General features: G+C 43.2%; 15 protein-coding genes. 4 read left to right on the top strand and 11 right to left on the bottom strand.

The genetic code is table 11. The features are described from left to right. Nucleotides 1–13: 13 nt before the first annotated feature. From NW199_RS07955 to NW199_RS07915, 9 genes are all read right to left on the bottom strand, one after another. On the bottom strand, nt 14–406 hold the full coding sequence (locus NW199_RS07955) for a hypothetical protein (protein ID WP_258334238.1): 393 nt from the start codon (nt 404–406) through the stop codon (nt 14–16). 11 nt (nt 407–417) lie between these two features. Beyond that, nucleotides 418–1101 (bottom strand): TrbM/KikA/MpfK family conjugal transfer protein, encoded by a 684-nt coding sequence (locus tag NW199_RS07950; protein ID WP_258334237.1) that lies wholly within the window; start codon nt 1099–1101, stop codon nt 418–420. 14 nt (nt 1102–1115) lie between these two features. Then, nucleotides 1116–1547 (bottom strand): hypothetical protein, encoded by a 432-nt coding sequence (locus NW199_RS07945; protein WP_258334236.1) that lies wholly within the window; start codon nt 1545–1547, stop codon nt 1116–1118. Between the two features lie 109 nt (nt 1548–1656). After that, complete coding sequence (locus tag NW199_RS07940; RefSeq protein ID WP_258334235.1) at nt 1657–4203, bottom strand: LPD1 domain-containing protein; 2547 nt, start codon at nt 4201–4203, stop codon at nt 1657–1659. Further along, a complete protein-coding gene (locus NW199_RS07935) occupies nt 4187–4381 on the bottom strand; it encodes a hypothetical protein (RefSeq protein ID WP_258334234.1) in 195 nt (64 codons plus the stop codon). Before NW199_RS07935 ends, NW199_RS07940 begins: the two co-directional genes overlap by 17 nt. 95 nt (nt 4382–4476) lie before the next feature. Then, the gene (traF, locus tag NW199_RS07930; protein WP_258334233.1) at nt 4477–5016 is read right to left on the bottom strand and encodes a conjugative transfer signal peptidase TraF; all 540 of its coding nucleotides are present in this window, start codon (nt 5014–5016) and stop codon (nt 4477–4479) included. After that, nucleotides 5016–7277 (bottom strand): type IV secretory system conjugative DNA transfer family protein, encoded by a 2262-nt coding sequence (locus NW199_RS07925; protein ID WP_258334232.1) that lies wholly within the window; start codon nt 7275–7277, stop codon nt 5016–5018. The genes traF and NW199_RS07925 overlap by 1 nt, the downstream gene beginning before the upstream one ends. A 216-nt stretch (nt 7278–7493) precedes the next feature. Continuing rightward, complete coding sequence (gene traI, locus NW199_RS07920) at nt 7494–9800, bottom strand: TraI/MobA(P) family conjugative relaxase (protein WP_258334231.1); 2307 nt, start codon at nt 9798–9800, stop codon at nt 7494–7496. Next, a complete protein-coding gene (locus NW199_RS07915) occupies nt 9797–10219 on the bottom strand; it encodes a plasmid mobilization protein (RefSeq protein ID WP_258334230.1) in 423 nt (140 codons plus the stop codon). Before NW199_RS07915 ends, traI begins: the two co-directional genes overlap by 4 nt. A gap of 380 nt (nt 10220–10599) precedes the next feature. Here NW199_RS07915 and NW199_RS07910 point away from each other — a divergent pair, with 380 nt between their 5' ends. The 4 genes from NW199_RS07910 (at nt 10600) to NW199_RS07895 (ending at nt 12783) form a co-directional block, all read left to right on the top strand. Then, nucleotides 10600–11040, top strand: coding sequence for a hypothetical protein (locus tag NW199_RS07910; protein ID WP_258334229.1), 441 nt, complete (start codon nt 10600–10602; stop codon nt 11038–11040). Between the two features lie 94 nt (nt 11041–11134). After that, nucleotides 11135–12052: a P-loop NTPase family protein gene (locus tag NW199_RS07905; protein WP_258334228.1), complete on the top strand. Its 918-nt coding sequence runs from the start codon at nt 11135–11137 to the stop codon at nt 12050–12052. 11 nt (nt 12053–12063) lie between these two features. Then, nucleotides 12064–12573 (top strand): conjugal transfer transcriptional regulator TraM, encoded by a 510-nt coding sequence (gene traM, locus NW199_RS07900; protein WP_258334227.1) that lies wholly within the window; start codon nt 12064–12066, stop codon nt 12571–12573. A 12-nt stretch (nt 12574–12585) separates the two neighbouring features. Continuing rightward, nucleotides 12586–12783 (top strand): hypothetical protein, encoded by a 198-nt coding sequence (locus tag NW199_RS07895; RefSeq protein ID WP_258334226.1) that lies wholly within the window; start codon nt 12586–12588, stop codon nt 12781–12783. A gap of 515 nt (nt 12784–13298) precedes the next feature. Here NW199_RS07895 and NW199_RS07890 read toward each other — a convergent pair. Both NW199_RS07890 and NW199_RS07885 read right to left on the bottom strand, forming a co-directional pair. Then, nucleotides 13299–13712: a hypothetical protein gene (locus NW199_RS07890; protein ID WP_258334225.1), complete on the bottom strand. Its 414-nt coding sequence runs from the start codon at nt 13710–13712 to the stop codon at nt 13299–13301. A 176-nt stretch (nt 13713–13888) separates the two neighbouring features. After that, nucleotides 13889–14887, bottom strand: a complete 999-nt coding sequence (locus tag NW199_RS07885) for a ParB/RepB/Spo0J family partition protein (RefSeq protein WP_258334224.1) — start codon at nt 14885–14887, stop codon at nt 13889–13891.

The following is a 14887-nucleotide window of genomic DNA, read 5'->3' as shown; positions in this document are numbered from 1 at the left end:
ACTCTTTAAATTTTTAATCTTGCGGATTTTCAAATTCACAATAAATCAGTTCTCGATCCGGGGTATCAAAGAAACGATCAAATTCTTGTAGCACTCGACTTTGCAAGTCGGTTTGGTGCCCTTCCAAAATCATGGTTTGCACTTGAGACACCATCATGGAGTCCGTCTCAAATAAACCACTGATAACCGCAGCAATGACGTCACCTTCTTCACTGATCTCCCCCGTTTGAACTCGGAGTTCCTTCACCTTTTTGGAAATGGACGGATCGTCATCGCAGTCATTTAACACCAATCGTAAAAAAAGACGGCCGGCTTGAGCCCGGACGCTTACCGCTGTCCATGATGCCGGCTCTTCTTTTAAGACATCACCAATAAATTGTTCTAATTTTTTGTAAATCGAGGACATCTTGACCTCTTTTATTCAGTAATCGGATGCGTCCATGATAAATGCGGTTTGCGACAAGTACGATTTTCGTCTTGTTGGCAATCGCGGTAGCGTTGCATCCGACTCAAATAATCTCGATATTGCACAACCCATCGGTCAAAACGATCTTGCGCTTTGGCTTGATCGGCGGGTTCCGACCAAAAACCTCTTAACTCAGGGCTTCCGATATAGACAGGCAGATGTTGCTTTTCAAAGTACGTCCATTCGTGATCCCAATATCGTGTGCAAAAACTCGGAAGTTGATTACTTCGATACGTGTATCGAATTGCGCCCGCTGCGTCGTAGGCAGTCGATGCCGTGTATTGATTTAAGCCATCGGCGGTGCAGATTTCGGCTGATTCAGAAATACTGTCAATCAACGACATCCACAAATTCGCGTTGGCCGTGTCACCGGCCGGACACTTATTTAAGAAGTTTTTACGCTTGCGGATCTTCTTCCTGGCTTTTTTATCGTCAATCGAGAAATATCGATTTAATGACGGCGAGCATTCGCTTGGACGATAGGCCGACGATAAACATAATATGGCTTCGCACGCCAGTCGAGTATCCCCCGTCAAATATTGCACGGAATTTTCCAAATTTTGATTAGCACAATAGCCCGGTAAACTGGCCGTCACTAATCCCGAAAGCAACAATAATTTAAGTGATTTCAACATGGCGCGCCCCGTTTTTACCAATTCTTTTCGACTTCTTTGCCGGCTGCTCCGGAAGCAATCTTTTCCAATTGAAGTTTTTGCTTTTCGGTTAAACGCGCTTTCATGCCATATTTCTCAAACAATTCGATTTGATCGGAAACGAATTTTTCAGACCACTCATCGCTTGCCATTTCTTTGGCGGCGTTGAGCAATTCTTTGTAGGTTTCTTCGTCTTCAACCCAATCATCGGCTTGAGCAATGGCCAAAGTGCAGAGCATCTTGTATTGCTTTTCACTCAGAAGTGTCTTGGAGCCATATTGTTCAAATCGTTCTTCAAAATCCTGAAGGAATTTCTGGGCTTCTTCGTCTTCACGCTTTTTGGCCAATGCTTTAGCCATTTCAAGTTTATCTTTGAGTTCAGCGGATGTTTTGAACCACTCTTTGAGATTCTTGCTTTGATTGTCCATACCGGTTCCCCTTGTTGAACGGTTAGTGAAATGCGTTGAAATTTGGTGGTACAAAGTTTCAACGGTTGAAATTATTTTAAAGGTTTTCTCTTTTTAAGGCTTTCGCGATTTAGCGCCCTCTTGATCGTGTCGTTTGTTTTAATTGTTTTTGATAATCATTGACGGCTGCCTGAATGGCCCCGCAGTTTTCCTCAAAAAGACGTCGTACTTGTTTGAGATTATCCTCTGTAATCCAAACTAAGGCATCGTCTCGACGCGTCACCAATCCCAGTGAATTATCAATGCCGGCATACGTTGCGCAGTGTTTACGAACATCATCGTTCGTGTCCGCCTCCACTTCCTTTAATGTTCTTTCATACTCAAAGGCGGACAATCGTCTTCCTTCAACAATGAGGCGTCCATCGTTAACCGCTGTGTTAAAACTTTCTTTAGGAATAAGCTGATATTCAATAAATCCGCCTTGTTCCATGGAACTATCGTCGAAAGTCTGTACGACAAAACGATCGGGGTATTGCTGAGACTCACGAACCGATAAAATGAGCGGTGTTGGCATCAACTGAAATTCGCCGACTTGCTCATGGCTTGCCTGACTTGTTTGAATCAAGGCCTGAACATCTTGCATCGTTAGCGTCGGTTCAATCGGTTTCGGTTGAGCGACCGGCGCCTCGATCACGGACGCTCGCCAACTTTTCACAATCGGTTCGCACTCCAAGTCTTTCACCTTTTCACGCCACTGATCGAACACATCCTCAAACATCTTGTAGATCTGTTCACGATCTTTAGTCGTGGGCATGGTATCCAATTCCGGATCCGTTCCGAAAACCAGATAATCATTGCGTTTCTGATCCTTCGCTAAAAGATCGTGCGTATAAGAGGCACCGGCCCGAGCAAACATCTCCTTAAGAGTGGCCCAATAATTTTTGTTGTACTCGTTATCGATCTTTTTCGCCCGTTTGTAAAACTCATTGTCCGTTTGCATCCCGGTGGGATAACCGCATTGTTGCTCGGCCATTTTGAAAGCGAGCGTCACCGAAAGACTTGCACTCCGGCAGAAACGTGAGCACGCGATTTCAATTTCATCTTTTCGATCGTATCTTTGCTTTAAAGGCTCTCCGATTTGATTGAGCACTTGCGCCCCAATCATTTTTTGAATTTCATTTTTGAGTTTGATTGTGAAGTCTGAATGATTAAAGTATTGGATTCTTATGTAATGACGTTTTTCAGAAACCTTTTGAGGATCTTTTTCAAACGGACTTTCAGAATTGTTGAGAATTTTATTTAAGGCCGTAGGGACGACTTGTTTACTAAAAATGTCATTTAACGTTTGTTTAACTTTGCTTTGTTCTTCGGACGGCAGAAAATTGAGCCAACCTCGAACATAAGAATCATTGATCTCATTCAGATTATCAATATCCTCATTGACGAGATTTTCCATGGTTTGATCGGCTACCTTGAGCGCGGTAATCACTTTCAGACTATTTTCGCTGATAAGCCCGCTGTAATAGTCAAATGCATGGAACCATTCATGGGCAAGGCATCCGGCGCCTTTCAATCGTGTCAGATTAATGACATTTCTCAAGGGCTCGTAATGCGCCAAGGCTCCCTTAACACCACGGCTTCCAAAACCCAAGGCCAATTTACCGCCCAAACTGATCGCTTTTCTCGGGACGTTCAAAGCGCTGGCAAGATCATCAAAAGCGTCATAGGCGAAGTCAATAACCTCCTGGCGTTCCACATTGGATAGCCAATTGCCAAATTCAATGCCTCTGAAACCAAACTCATTGAGAAGTTCTTTTTCATCAACATGACGATGGATGTCCCTTCGCTGACCTTCCACTGTCACGTGTTCAAGATGCGGTCTATGCAGAATTTCTTCACTTTCCCGCTTCGCTTTTCTTTTGGCTTTTTCTTCTTCTGTGAGTGTTTTTGAAGCTCGAATGAGCTTTGACCACATGAGATCCTTTTTCTTTGAATCGGTTTCGGGATTCAAATATTCGTGTTCATAACCCCCCGTTTTATAGCGGACTTCATAATCTATTCGACGTAAAGCTTCTTCTAGTAGCCGTTCTTGGCTGATGTTTCCATAACGATCATAAAAACGAGCATCAAGATCTTTAAAGTATTTCGCGTAAATGATCGCCGTGTCGTTGGCAAAGCGATTAAAAAATTTATTTTTGCGCAACCCTTCTCGCATTAAGCATCCAATAGCCAATTCGTCTTCGGTCTCTGCTTGAAGCACCGTGACTTTTATCATGGGCTCCAGTAACTTCATCACCCGGGGCATCAGCTCAACGACCGTTTCCGGGGCCTTTCCACCTTCGACTCCCCTGCCTGTCAAGGTTTGATTGATTTCCGTCATTGCCTTGATATACATACTTTGGGCTTTCTCAACGCTATCAAAGCGTTTTGAAAAGAAAGGCGTGATTTTGGTTTCCAATCCGTCGCGAATGGATTTCACGATAAAGGCTGTTTGAGGTGTCACGCCGTCTTCTTTCCACTGGCGCCAATTGACCGGCGGAAAGATGTTGTCTTTGACAACAAGGGCCTCGCGTTCGGCCTCATTCATGTTCGCAAAATCATCCAGGTTTAATGACTTCACGTAAAAGTCTTTTCTGGCCCCACCGATTTTTTCGCCGACATCAACGTGTTTTTTCATTGTTCTCACCTTTTTGACTTAAAGCGTCTAAAAATTCTTGAGCGGTTAATTCTTTTTCAACCCGGTTTCCCTTCTTGTCTTCTACCGTGACAACGACCTTTTGGATGTCGTCTTTCATTGGCGCAAACGCATAAAACAATTCATTTGCGAAATTATTTTGTTTAGTTTCAGTTCCCATGGTTATCCTTTACGAAAGTTTCAACCGTTGAAACTCAGTTTAGCCATTAACCATTTCATGCTATGACTCGATTTTTAAAGCCAAAAAAGGGATATTCACTCTTGATCTCGGTCAACGTCCCACGTCCATAGAGGACTGACTCTTTTCAACCGTTGAAACTCAATCACTCCGAAATAGCGTGAATCAAATCCACGAGGATCATCGTGACTGGCAATCAGATATTGGTTGGACTTGAGTGTGGTGCTCAGTTCTATCGAAGGCAATTTTTGCCCCAGACTATCTTCTGATTTCGGCTGTGTGTGTTCGATCTCGATACCATTGACGAAGATCCCACGGCTATCAATCGTGACATGATCCCCTTCAATGGCCACAACCCTTTTTAAGACCGGAACGGATCCTCCGGGGCAGTCCCCTTTCGGTAAGTAATGTCGGTGGCTCGCCATTTCTGCAATGGCTCGTGGTGGACATACAAGCACGTTGTCGCCAACACGAACGGGATCGTTTTCCAACCAATAAAAACCCAACGGCATACTGGGCGTGACATTGATTGTGATGTGTTCTCTAAATTGCCAAATAAACACGCTTGAAGCCGTAAATAAGCCCACGACTAAAAAGAAAATCTTGCTTGCTTTCATCACGCTGCTTCTTTTGGATCCGTCGTTACACAGTCATTCAGGCTCATGGGCTTTTGCGCTTCTACTGTTCCCAGTGATTGAGATTGAGACTGAACTTCATGATCGCGCTTACGAATATCGTGAACATTGATCGTTTCTGATTGCATTCGACGAACCGGTAGTCGAATACGATCAGTATCGGCCGGTGTTGTCACTTGAGCCCGCTTGAGATAAACGGGATCTTTGAAGTAAAGGGGTTGCACCCCGCGGATGGCTGGATAACCAGCGACAAAGATCAACATTTCACCGGGTTCGATAATGTTCGCGCCGTCTTTAACCGGTAATTTCAAACGCATACATTCGTCAGGCGTTATGAGTTCACGTTGACTTTCACGCAAACTCTTATTCTTCGATAATCCAGAGAACAATCCACCACCCTGCGACATATTGATTGAAACATCTTCTTTAACAATCGTGGTCTGTCCTGCCATTTTGGACAAATGTTCTGCCGTTTCAATACGGTTCGGGGCGTAAGCGTTTTGAACGTGGCAGTTGGACGTAATGGTTTCGTCTTCGCCGTAGCCCATTTCTTTTGATTTAAGCTGATTAATATCCTGAGTAATCAAATACGCTTTTAATCCATAACCAGAGATAAACGCAAGGGACTCTTGCAAGATGTCGAGTTTGCCCAATGACGGAAATTCATCGAGCATCAGCAATAACCGATGATCGTAAAGGGCTTTCGGACGCCCTTTCTCAAATTCCATCTTATTAGCCAATAAACGAACAATCATATTGACCATGACGCGAACCAGTGGGCGCAACCGGTTTTTATCGTTCGGTTGTGTGACGATATATAACGTCACCGCTTGTCGATGATTCCCATCTTTAAAAATGGAATCATCAGGCATGCTGGGATTGTCACTGTGATACATCAAGTCCCGTATGCGGAATTCGGATTCTGAAATATTGTTTGCCACTACGGGATCACGATAAAGGCTCAAAAAGCTTTTTGCTGTCGATAAAACACTGCCCGCTTCTTCTTCAGGACGGGCTTTCATATCATTGCCCGCAGCGCGAATAATTTTGCTTATGCCTTTTGTATCTCTTAACCATTGAATACGAATTTGTTCGTCCTTGGGTAATTCTTTAAAGTTTTTAACGTGCTCGACTTCACAACCTAATCGTCCCTCTTCTTCAGAACATTCGTCCTTACTCATAGCGTTCCATAGATCACGGGGTTTTGCTATTGATAACAAACGATCAACCATCGGAAGGTTCGCTAATATTGTTCCGCCGACTTGCTGTTCCAAAGGCTTACTCGAATCTTGATCGTTTTGTCTCAAACCGATTTGTCCACGACCGAAACCTTCTGATCGCTGATACTGTTTTACAGTCGATTCAGTTTTTCGGGTTTTCATTTCTGCCGGACGATGACTTTCTCTAAGCACAAACAAAATAACGCCGGTTAAAAGCGCATACGCCGTTTTTGCCCAGTGATCTTCTAGTCCTTTACCATCCGGATCTACAATCAAAGTCGCGAGGTTTTGGACATCACCCACGACTTCCGGACTTCCATAACGAATTTCATCCAATGGATTCCAATGGATCGAGTCTTCAGCCGCGGGTTCAAATTTGAGAACTCGGTTATGCGCGTATTTTTGTCTCCAACCCGCTGTAAGCGCCCACAGTTCCCCTTTTAAGTCCGTCACTACGGCCGATTGCGACCAGGAAAGCATGGTTGGAACAACAAGACCCACACCTTTACCGCTTCTTGTCGGTGCGAAAGTCAAAACGTGTTCCGGCCCGGAATGACGTAAATAGCGAATGTGCCCTTTTTTATCTTGATAACCACCCACGACGACAGATTCAGGGCTTTCTGAAAAGAGACCGGCGTTTTCAATGTCTTTTTCATTTGACCATCGGGCGGATCCATACAAGTCCGCTTTTGCTTTTAATTGACTCGTTAATTGTGAATACACAATTAATGAAAAGAACATACAAACAAGCGTCACGCATAACGCCATGTTGCCGATTTGAGAAAATACGGCCGGATACAGATCGCCCCATTTGAAATACCAAATGACACAAGCCCAAGGCATATAAAAATGATTGATATTGAACCCTAATGCCGGATGGTATTGAAAGACATGAGCCATGTATTGCGTGACAATAATGGCATCAATAAAAAACGCGATAGCTAAGATGATGGTTCCGCGGATACGGGCATCGCGATTGCCGTGATCCTTATTCTCGACAGAATAATTCTTCTTTCCAAACATTGAATTGGCCCCTTGTAACCAACTTTTTAAGAAAACGCGGTGGTACTTGTTTTCTCATTGGCGCCAATTTAACAAAATTTTGAAAGATTTGTTTTTCGGAATTGAGGGCTTTAGATCGCTTTCAAAATGCAAAACGGCTCGAAGTCCTGTGACGAGGATAACGAGCCATTAAAAAAGGAGATAGTTATGCAGCCTTATAACTTCTCGCTTTGCATTTTAACGTTTTCTTCGTATTTTCTCCTGAGTTCGCGGTTTTAAGTTCAAACGATTGCCTCTGCCAATGGCTTCCAAACGGCTTTCGCTCCATCCCAATTCTTCTAATGGACAGATTCCAATACCCGCTTTTTGCGCTGTTCTTAGCATAACCATGTTCTGTCCCTGAAACTCTGTTAATCCCTCGTATGTTGCTTCATCAACGCCTTGGGGATTAAATCGATAGTGGTTTTCGTGCCCATTTTCTCTTATGTAAGCATTGCATAGACGATTATTAAATGTTTGACTTATTTGCCCATCCGTTCGATCAAACGCCTGATTAGATCCCCACACGCGACGACGTTCATTAATTCCAAATCTTTCGGCGCCATTAAGTCGAATGTGATCTGCTTGTCCATGCCTCCGCCCGAGGCGCAAATGCACGCCAGATTCATTTGTCCCTCTTTCTTGTATTTGACCCACGTTGCGTAAGGACAGACTCGACAAAGCAACTCTTCCGGTATCAAATCCACCTCTTCGCGTGGCAACTGTTTGAGAACGGGATCGAGTTCCAACGTTGAAAGTAGTTGCTGAAAGCCCAGACCGCCAGTTTCGGACAAAGGCCTCACGGATCTTTTGGGCGAAGCTGTCTTCTCGTCTTCCTTCGGCTCCGGCATAAAGGATTCTTCGTCCAAAGAACTGTCCTCCGTCTCGTCCAATGTTTCCATCATTGTGTCCAATGCTTCTTCGTTCATTTCTTGTTCTTTGGTCATCAATCACTCCATTGATTTCTAAATTCAATTGTTGCCGGCATCGTTCCATTTCGGGATCCAAAAATTCCAAATCCATTTTGTTTGTCACAGCGACAATTAAAACTGATGCTTTGAAATCTTCAGAACCGGTAATGCGAACTTTGTTTCCATATCGCTTTTGTGCCAGCATCAAAGTTTCTTTTACAAGCTTTTCGTTAAATTGATCGGAAATCTGCAATGCAGAGCCACTATCTTTTAACCCTGTGATTCCATCGGAATAGATCACTGTTCCCCGCTTAGTGAGCGAATCTTTCGGCAATTCCAAATTCAATAATCCATGAACTTGTTGAGAAGTTTCAACCGTTGAAACCGAATTACCGCCTACATCCTTATCTCCTCCAGGCCGATGTCTTAATACAAAAAGACTGTTTAAGTCACCGGCATTCGCTCTGACTCTTAAAAAATCCACCCAACTCTGGGAGCCGTACTGCTTGAATAATTTTTCCCGCTCGCGACTTATTTCTTCGCGAACGGCCTCTCTTTGTTGTCTGGCGCTTTCATTGATTACGGCATTCGCAACTTTTCGATTTTCACGATCCTTTATCAAAATTCGATTGAATGCTTTTGCGGCTCTCGCGTTATTGCGAATGTTTTCATATTTTTGCTTCTGAACAAGTTTCAACCGTTGAAATTTTTCATTCAACGTTGATTTTCGATTTACCTTTTCACTAAGGTACAGATCGTAAAGATTGCCTTTTATTTCCTTATAAAGAGGTTTAGCGTTATAAATCGACTGTCCGACTGTTTGGTATCGACTACCTTCAAACTGACCCAGTATTTTTTCAAGTGACGCTTTTGAAAATACCCGGTTTACACTCGACGCTTTAACTTGCAGTCCATCCGCATTTTCAAAAACAAACCCGTTGCCTCTTGGTTTAATTGACACATTCAACGCTGCGAGCATCGCATGAAACTGATCCCAAGTTTCAACCGTTGAAATCTTGTCATTTAATTCATTACGGAGAAATCCAATAAAGGATTCCTGCCCCTGATGGGCTTCCATGTTTTTAGCGTTCGAGGCACCGGCCGTTTGCTTCGTCTGATGATTCGTGATGGTGAAGCCGTAATCCTTTTCAATTTGCATGGCCACTTCCGCAAGTTTTTTATAAGCGCGGAAATGCTCAACCATCTTCAAATTAGTGGGAGAGATCTTATTGACTAAGATGTGAAAGTGAGGATGATCCGTATCGCGATGCTCCACCACGATGCACTGATGATTCTCATAACCCAAGGATTGAACAATCTTTTGGCTTATTTCACTGATATTTTTTTGAGTGAGTTGATCGTTTTGAGTAAATGAAACAATTAAATGTAGAGTCTTATCGCCGCGAACATTTTGCTTGCGGGTTTGAAGCGACTCTATTTCCAAAAGCGATTGATTGAGATCTTGCGTTCGACAATTCAAAGTCAACGTGTGACCGACACGCTGCGCCTTGCCTTGATTATCCGTTAAATATTTAACCGCCCGTCCAATTGAGCTTTTAGAAACGGCCCTCATGTTCGATACACGAATAATCATTCTTGAGCCCCGGTTATTTTTTCGTTCTTTTTCAAATCAAGGATCTGACGACTTAATTGCTGAAGCATACGATTGGTTGTATCAACGCGAGCTAGTAAGGTTCGCATGGTTGACTCGTTCATTCGGATTTGTCTTCCCTCCCGAGTTTGTAAAACCGGTGCTTCCCCGGACAACCACCATTTCAGTAAACCTCCCAAACGTCCCATGTCCGCTGCGACCTTCAATAAGTCATCGACTTTTTGATAGTCCATGACGGAAGTCGGGCGGTACAGCAATCCCAACCGTCTCAAGTATTCGGAGACGGGGAGTCCGGCTTGAGACGCCATTTCCTTTATGGACTCTTTCTCTTCCGGTGTGCAATACACACAAATCGGCGTGAAGTCTCGCCTTTTTATCTTCTTCTTTTCTTCACTACTCATTGATGATGTCCCATCGCCAAAGGCGACCTTCGTGTTGAGCACCCCAGTGCGAATAAACCTGTCAAGTCAGGTACATTTGTACCTGTACGCGACCTATCTTGCCCTACTATTTTCCACTATTTAAATAAATTACCCATAAATTTATCATAAACTTTTCTAAATTATCTGACTAAATTGAATAGTAGGGAGAAATGAGCTAACGCTCATTCGTTTTAACATCAGGAAAGTCTTCCGCGCTACGCTATTGAATTTGTTAAATTTTCCATCACTGACTATACTTAAAATTAGTGATTTTCCAATGTTCTTTGATTTATAAGAATTTATTGGAATTTAGGATAAATTTATTAAAATTTAGTGAAATTTACTGAAAAGAATTTAGTATGAGCCAGACAATCGAAGAATTCGTCCAATCCAAAAGCAAGGAAAAAGTGAAGAAGAAAACCAGACATTTTTCACTGTTGTTGCTTTCTTTATTGCCGGAAATTCAAAAGTACCGTGCCCAGGGATTCACCAAAAAGATCATCTGGGAATACCTGAAATCCGAAGGAAAAATTCCAGACATTTGTTATTCCTGGTTCTCTATTTTTGTTGCCAGTCACGAACGTCTGAAACCGAATTCAGACTCAACAACAACGAAACACATTACCGAAGTTTCAACCGTTGAAACTTCTAAAACTGAAAATAGAAAAGGGGAGTCGGGTTACGAGCCTCGAAAAAGTTCTTACAAAGAACCGCAACCCTTTACCGTGACGACTCAAAGAAAGTCACCTGAAGAATATTTTTCTCGTAAGCGTAAACGTGAACTAGAAAATCAAACGTAAATTAAAAAGACTTATTTTTTTAAACACCTTTAAACTGAATTAATGTCGTACCACCGGCATTGAAACACTATGAAGTAAACAAGGAGCTTCATTCATGGCGAACATTCATTTAATTCTCCAAGCCAAAGGTGGCGTGGGTAAATCGGTCAGCGCTTGGGCTTTAGCTCAATACTTAATGGATCGCGCTGCGATTAAATATTGGAATTCTCAAAAGAAGACTCAACAACCGGAAGACTCCATGGCGGATTTAAGCTATTGGGAAACTCCGCTTGCCCCGGAGAGCTACGAAGGCAATCCGGTATTAATTGACATCGATCCCCTTAACGCAACATTGAGTGAATTCAAGTCTCTCCCGGTTAAGCGTTTTAATCTGTTTGAAAAAACAGGGGATCCGTATGATCGTTACCATCTTCGTCAGGAAATTTTCGACGAGATGATGGATCTGATTTTCAACACGAGTTCTGACATCATCATTGACGTGGGCAGTGCCGGCTTCGCGCCTTTCTGTCATTACCTGATTGAGAGCAACATCTTCAAACATCTGACGGATAAAGTCCGCAAAAACAAACACAAGGTGTTCATCCATACCGTGATCGCCGGCGGCGATAATTTCTTTACCACCGTGGATGGTTTCTCTGACTTGGCGCGTCAAATTCCAGAAACACAAAACCCGGCTGATCCGAAGTCCGCGAAGATTAAATTCATTGTCTGGCTCAACCCGTACTATGGTCAAGTCGAGTTAAATGGAAATACGTTTGAAGACACTGATGCGTATGACGAGTTCAAAGAACGGATTGTGGGACTGATTCGTATGCCCAATACTCGTCGCAGCGAACTTTTCAATCTCGCTATGAGCACGTGTTTGGAAAAGCGTTGGACTTTCCGTGAATTTGTCCGTGCGGGCTCTCCGGACGAAAAGGGGAATCAGCAAGTGAGCACCATGTCTGTTTCTCGGATCGTGGACATTCGCGATCAATACTATGGCGAATTAGACGCGATGCGTGAAATTTAAAAGGGTTCATCATGCCACCCGGACTCAATTTTCGTCATCCGCAACAAAATGAAGACAATGAGTTAGATATTGCCCGCAAAACGGTTTTGGAAAAGCTGGACATCATTCTTTCCAAAGATGATCCGATTTTGAAACTCTTAAATAATTCGATTGTTTTGCAGGAAAGAGTGGAATTGCGCCAGCGTCGAATGCTTGACGAATTTAAAACCAAGCAATTGCAAGCGCTTACGCAGCAATTGTCTTTGATTGACACGCATACGGTTGAGGCTGCAAACGAAGTTTTTAAAAAACTCGACGCTCAAATTGAAAAGTCAGTTTCTGCTTCGCTGCCGGCCTATCGGGAAAGTCTCAAATCCGTCTCAAAAGATTTCCGAGACGAGGTATCCGGTGTGTTAAAAGTTCAACGATCCCTGGGCGCCAAGATGGATAAAATCATCTCGTTGCTTTGGATTTGCATTGCTCTTTTAGCTTCGCTAATCGGCATTAGTTTTGTTGTTTTAATTTTTTGGATTCGACTTTAAAAGGATTCACTCATGGCTTTAAATTTGTCTGAATTAGAAAAACTCTATCGCACCATGAATAACGATGCCAAGATGATTCGTGAATTAAGTGAAAAACGACTCGACAGTTCGGCTAAGGCCAGAATGTACGCGGAACAAGTTTCAAGCATCTTGGAAAGAATCAAACAGAAGTGCGAGCAAATTGAATTTTTGGAACAAGACAACGATTAATTTCAACCGTTGAAACTTGAGTAATTTTTGACGCCGCAAATTAATTAAAAGTTTGGCATAGTTAAATCAGGCGTGTTAGTGAGACTGCTCGACAGTCACCGGTATTGCCTTGTAGCCCGGTCTTCCCACTAACACGTCCTTTCTTTTTGTTGTCATCCATAACTTTCAACCGTTTTCAACGGTTGAAATTCAGTAAAAAATTGAGCCCTCAAACTTAAAATCTTCAGGTTAGAATACCCAACGAGCCAAATACTAGGGCATGGCTCCGGCTTAAAGGTTATCAACTCGAAATATCACTTTTAGGTGGATGGCGTTTTAAGCAGGGCAGGGCAAACTGGATCAAGGACAAGGACTTTGATTTATAGATTGCTTCTGCTAACACGCTTAATTAGGGTCTCTTTGTCCGTCCCATGGAGGTAGTACCACCTACTCAGATCCTAGTTAGGTGTCGCTGTATAAAAATCCGCAGTACCCTAAAAAGTGCTGCGGATTTTCTTACAACCGTTGAAATATTTTTAATCTTTTGTGTAGTAGGCAATTAGATCAACGAGTACCAACCAAAAGATTGACACCGCCGCATAAACAAAAAACATCACCCATTGTCCGATAAGCAAAGACTCAAAACACTTAAAAGAAAAATACAATCTCCACCCCCAACGGCCAATGGGATTGACATAAAAGACGTAAAGGATCAACTTCCAGAACGTTAAAAGGATCCAGCAAATCAGATTTAAAAAGGCCGAAAAAATAGGATGTTCTCTTTCTAAATCTTCCTGTGTCATACTGGCGTATCGACGGTCACTTTCCAGTTTTCGTTCATGGCGACGCTTAAACCACTCGTCGATTTTCTTTTGGCGTTGAATCTTTCTGATGTGTTTGACCATGCGGTCGTGATCGATCTTGATGGCTGAATTTTGTTCGTATGTCATAACTTCACCTGTCTTTTTTTTTAATGTACCAAATTCTTCTGTTTCTATTTACCCCAATTTCAACTGTTGAAAATTCGATTTTCGTTTATTACGACTCAAACTCCATCCTTTTTATCCTTTGTTGTTCAAATTTCATCCTTTCCCCGAGTCAAACTCGGGGAGAGGATTCATTGCCATTAGATGTCTTCGCCGGTCAATTGCACGGCCTTAACCGTGCCGTCGTCAAATTGAATGAGCACCGGGCGATTTAACACCAAACGAGCCTTTCGACCATCAAACTCAAATTCAAAAGAAGACAGTTCATAGTGTACCGGACGCACCGGCGTTTCTTTTTCTTCCGGTTCGATCACTTCTTCTGTCTCTTCTTTTTTTGTTTCAACGGTTGAAACAACATCTGGTTCAATACTGACTCGCTTTTCCTCCGGATCATCCGCCACCGTTGTCTCGGTTGTTTCAACGGTTGAAGTTTCTTCTTCCTCTTCGATCAAAGACTTCTTAAAAGTCTCCAGTGCTCCGCGAGAGTAATTGCCTTGTTCGATAAACTCATGCGCCGCGTCCGGATTATCTTTGGATAACTTTTGAAGTTGATTTAACACCAAGGTGTCTTGGCATTTGCCGGATGTCATCAATTCATTAATTTCCGGATTCAATTTCGTCAACACCAACATCTGCGCGATCCACGCGTCGGACTTCCCAACCGCTTTCGCCAATTCGCGTTGTGAAGCGAAAAGGGGACGGATCTTCGCAAGGCTTTCGACGATTTCCGGCATCGAAAGATTTTCACGCTGCAAGTTTTCAATCAATTGCTTTTGTTGTGAATAATCATCATCAACAATCGCGGAAATGGTTTTCTTGCCGGTCTTCAACATGGCGCGGTAACGACGGGCGCCGTGATTAATAATGTAATGACCGGGCTTATCTGGATCCGTATGAACGGAAATCGGCTGCAAAAGTCCGTTGGCCGTGATTGAATCAGCCAACCCGCCGATGGCTTCTTCTGAGAATCCGGCATTATCTTCCGTGCGAGGTTGTGTCGGATCTTCTGAAATTTTCTCAAGCGGAATTTCCAAAACGGCTTTGCCGGTCAGAATTTCCACGTTGCCGGTTTCTGTTTTGACCGTCTGGCGTTGATCGGCGCGTTTGGCTAAACGAGTTAAAAAAGCATTTTTGGCCAT

The sequence above is a fragment of the Parasutterella secunda genome, from assembly GCF_024733725.1.
Lineage (GTDB): Bacteria > Pseudomonadota > Gammaproteobacteria > Burkholderiales > Burkholderiaceae_F > Aphodousia > Aphodousia faecalis.
The sequence above is the reverse complement of the archived record's forward strand: the minus strand, read 5'-3'. Positions and strand labels throughout refer to the sequence as shown.

Excerpts from the sequence above, each read along its gene's own strand:
- traM (WP_258334227.1), top strand. The coding sequence starts at position 12,064 with ATGCCACCCGGACTCAATTTTCGTCATCCGCAACAAAATGAAGACAAT.
- NW199_RS07915 (WP_258334230.1), bottom strand. The coding sequence starts at position 10,219 with ATGAGTAGTGAAGAAAAGAAGAAGATAAAAAGGCGAGACTTCACGCCG.
- NW199_RS07935 (WP_258334234.1), bottom strand. The coding sequence starts at position 4,381 with ATGGGAACTGAAACTAAACAAAATAATTTCGCAAATGAATTGTTTTAT.
- NW199_RS07950 (WP_258334237.1), bottom strand. The coding sequence starts at position 1,101 with ATGTTGAAATCACTTAAATTATTGTTGCTTTCGGGATTAGTGACGGCC.
- NW199_RS07905 (WP_258334228.1), top strand. The coding sequence starts at position 11,135 with ATGGCGAACATTCATTTAATTCTCCAAGCCAAAGGTGGCGTGGGTAAA.
- NW199_RS07940 (WP_258334235.1), bottom strand. The coding sequence starts at position 4,203 with ATGAAAAAACACGTTGATGTCGGCGAAAAAATCGGTGGGGCCAGAAAA.
- traF (WP_258334233.1), bottom strand. The coding sequence starts at position 5,016 with ATGAAAGCAAGCAAGATTTTCTTTTTAGTCGTGGGCTTATTTACGGCT.
- NW199_RS07890 (WP_258334225.1), bottom strand. The coding sequence starts at position 13,712 with ATGACATACGAACAAAATTCAGCCATCAAGATCGATCACGACCGCATG.
- NW199_RS07895 (WP_258334226.1), top strand. The coding sequence starts at position 12,586 with ATGGCTTTAAATTTGTCTGAATTAGAAAAACTCTATCGCACCATGAAT.
- NW199_RS07955 (WP_258334238.1), bottom strand. The coding sequence starts at position 406 with ATGTCCTCGATTTACAAAAAATTAGAACAATTTATTGGTGATGTCTTA.
- NW199_RS07925 (WP_258334232.1), bottom strand. The coding sequence starts at position 7,277 with ATGTTTGGAAAGAAGAATTATTCTGTCGAGAATAAGGATCACGGCAAT.
- traI (WP_258334231.1), bottom strand. The coding sequence starts at position 9,800 with ATGATTATTCGTGTATCGAACATGAGGGCCGTTTCTAAAAGCTCAATT.
- NW199_RS07910 (WP_258334229.1), top strand. The coding sequence starts at position 10,600 with ATGAGCCAGACAATCGAAGAATTCGTCCAATCCAAAAGCAAGGAAAAA.
- NW199_RS07945 (WP_258334236.1), bottom strand. The coding sequence starts at position 1,547 with ATGGACAATCAAAGCAAGAATCTCAAAGAGTGGTTCAAAACATCCGCT.
- NW199_RS07885 (WP_258334224.1), bottom strand. The coding sequence starts at position 14,887 with ATGGCCAAAAATGCTTTTTTAACTCGTTTAGCCAAACGCGCCGATCAA.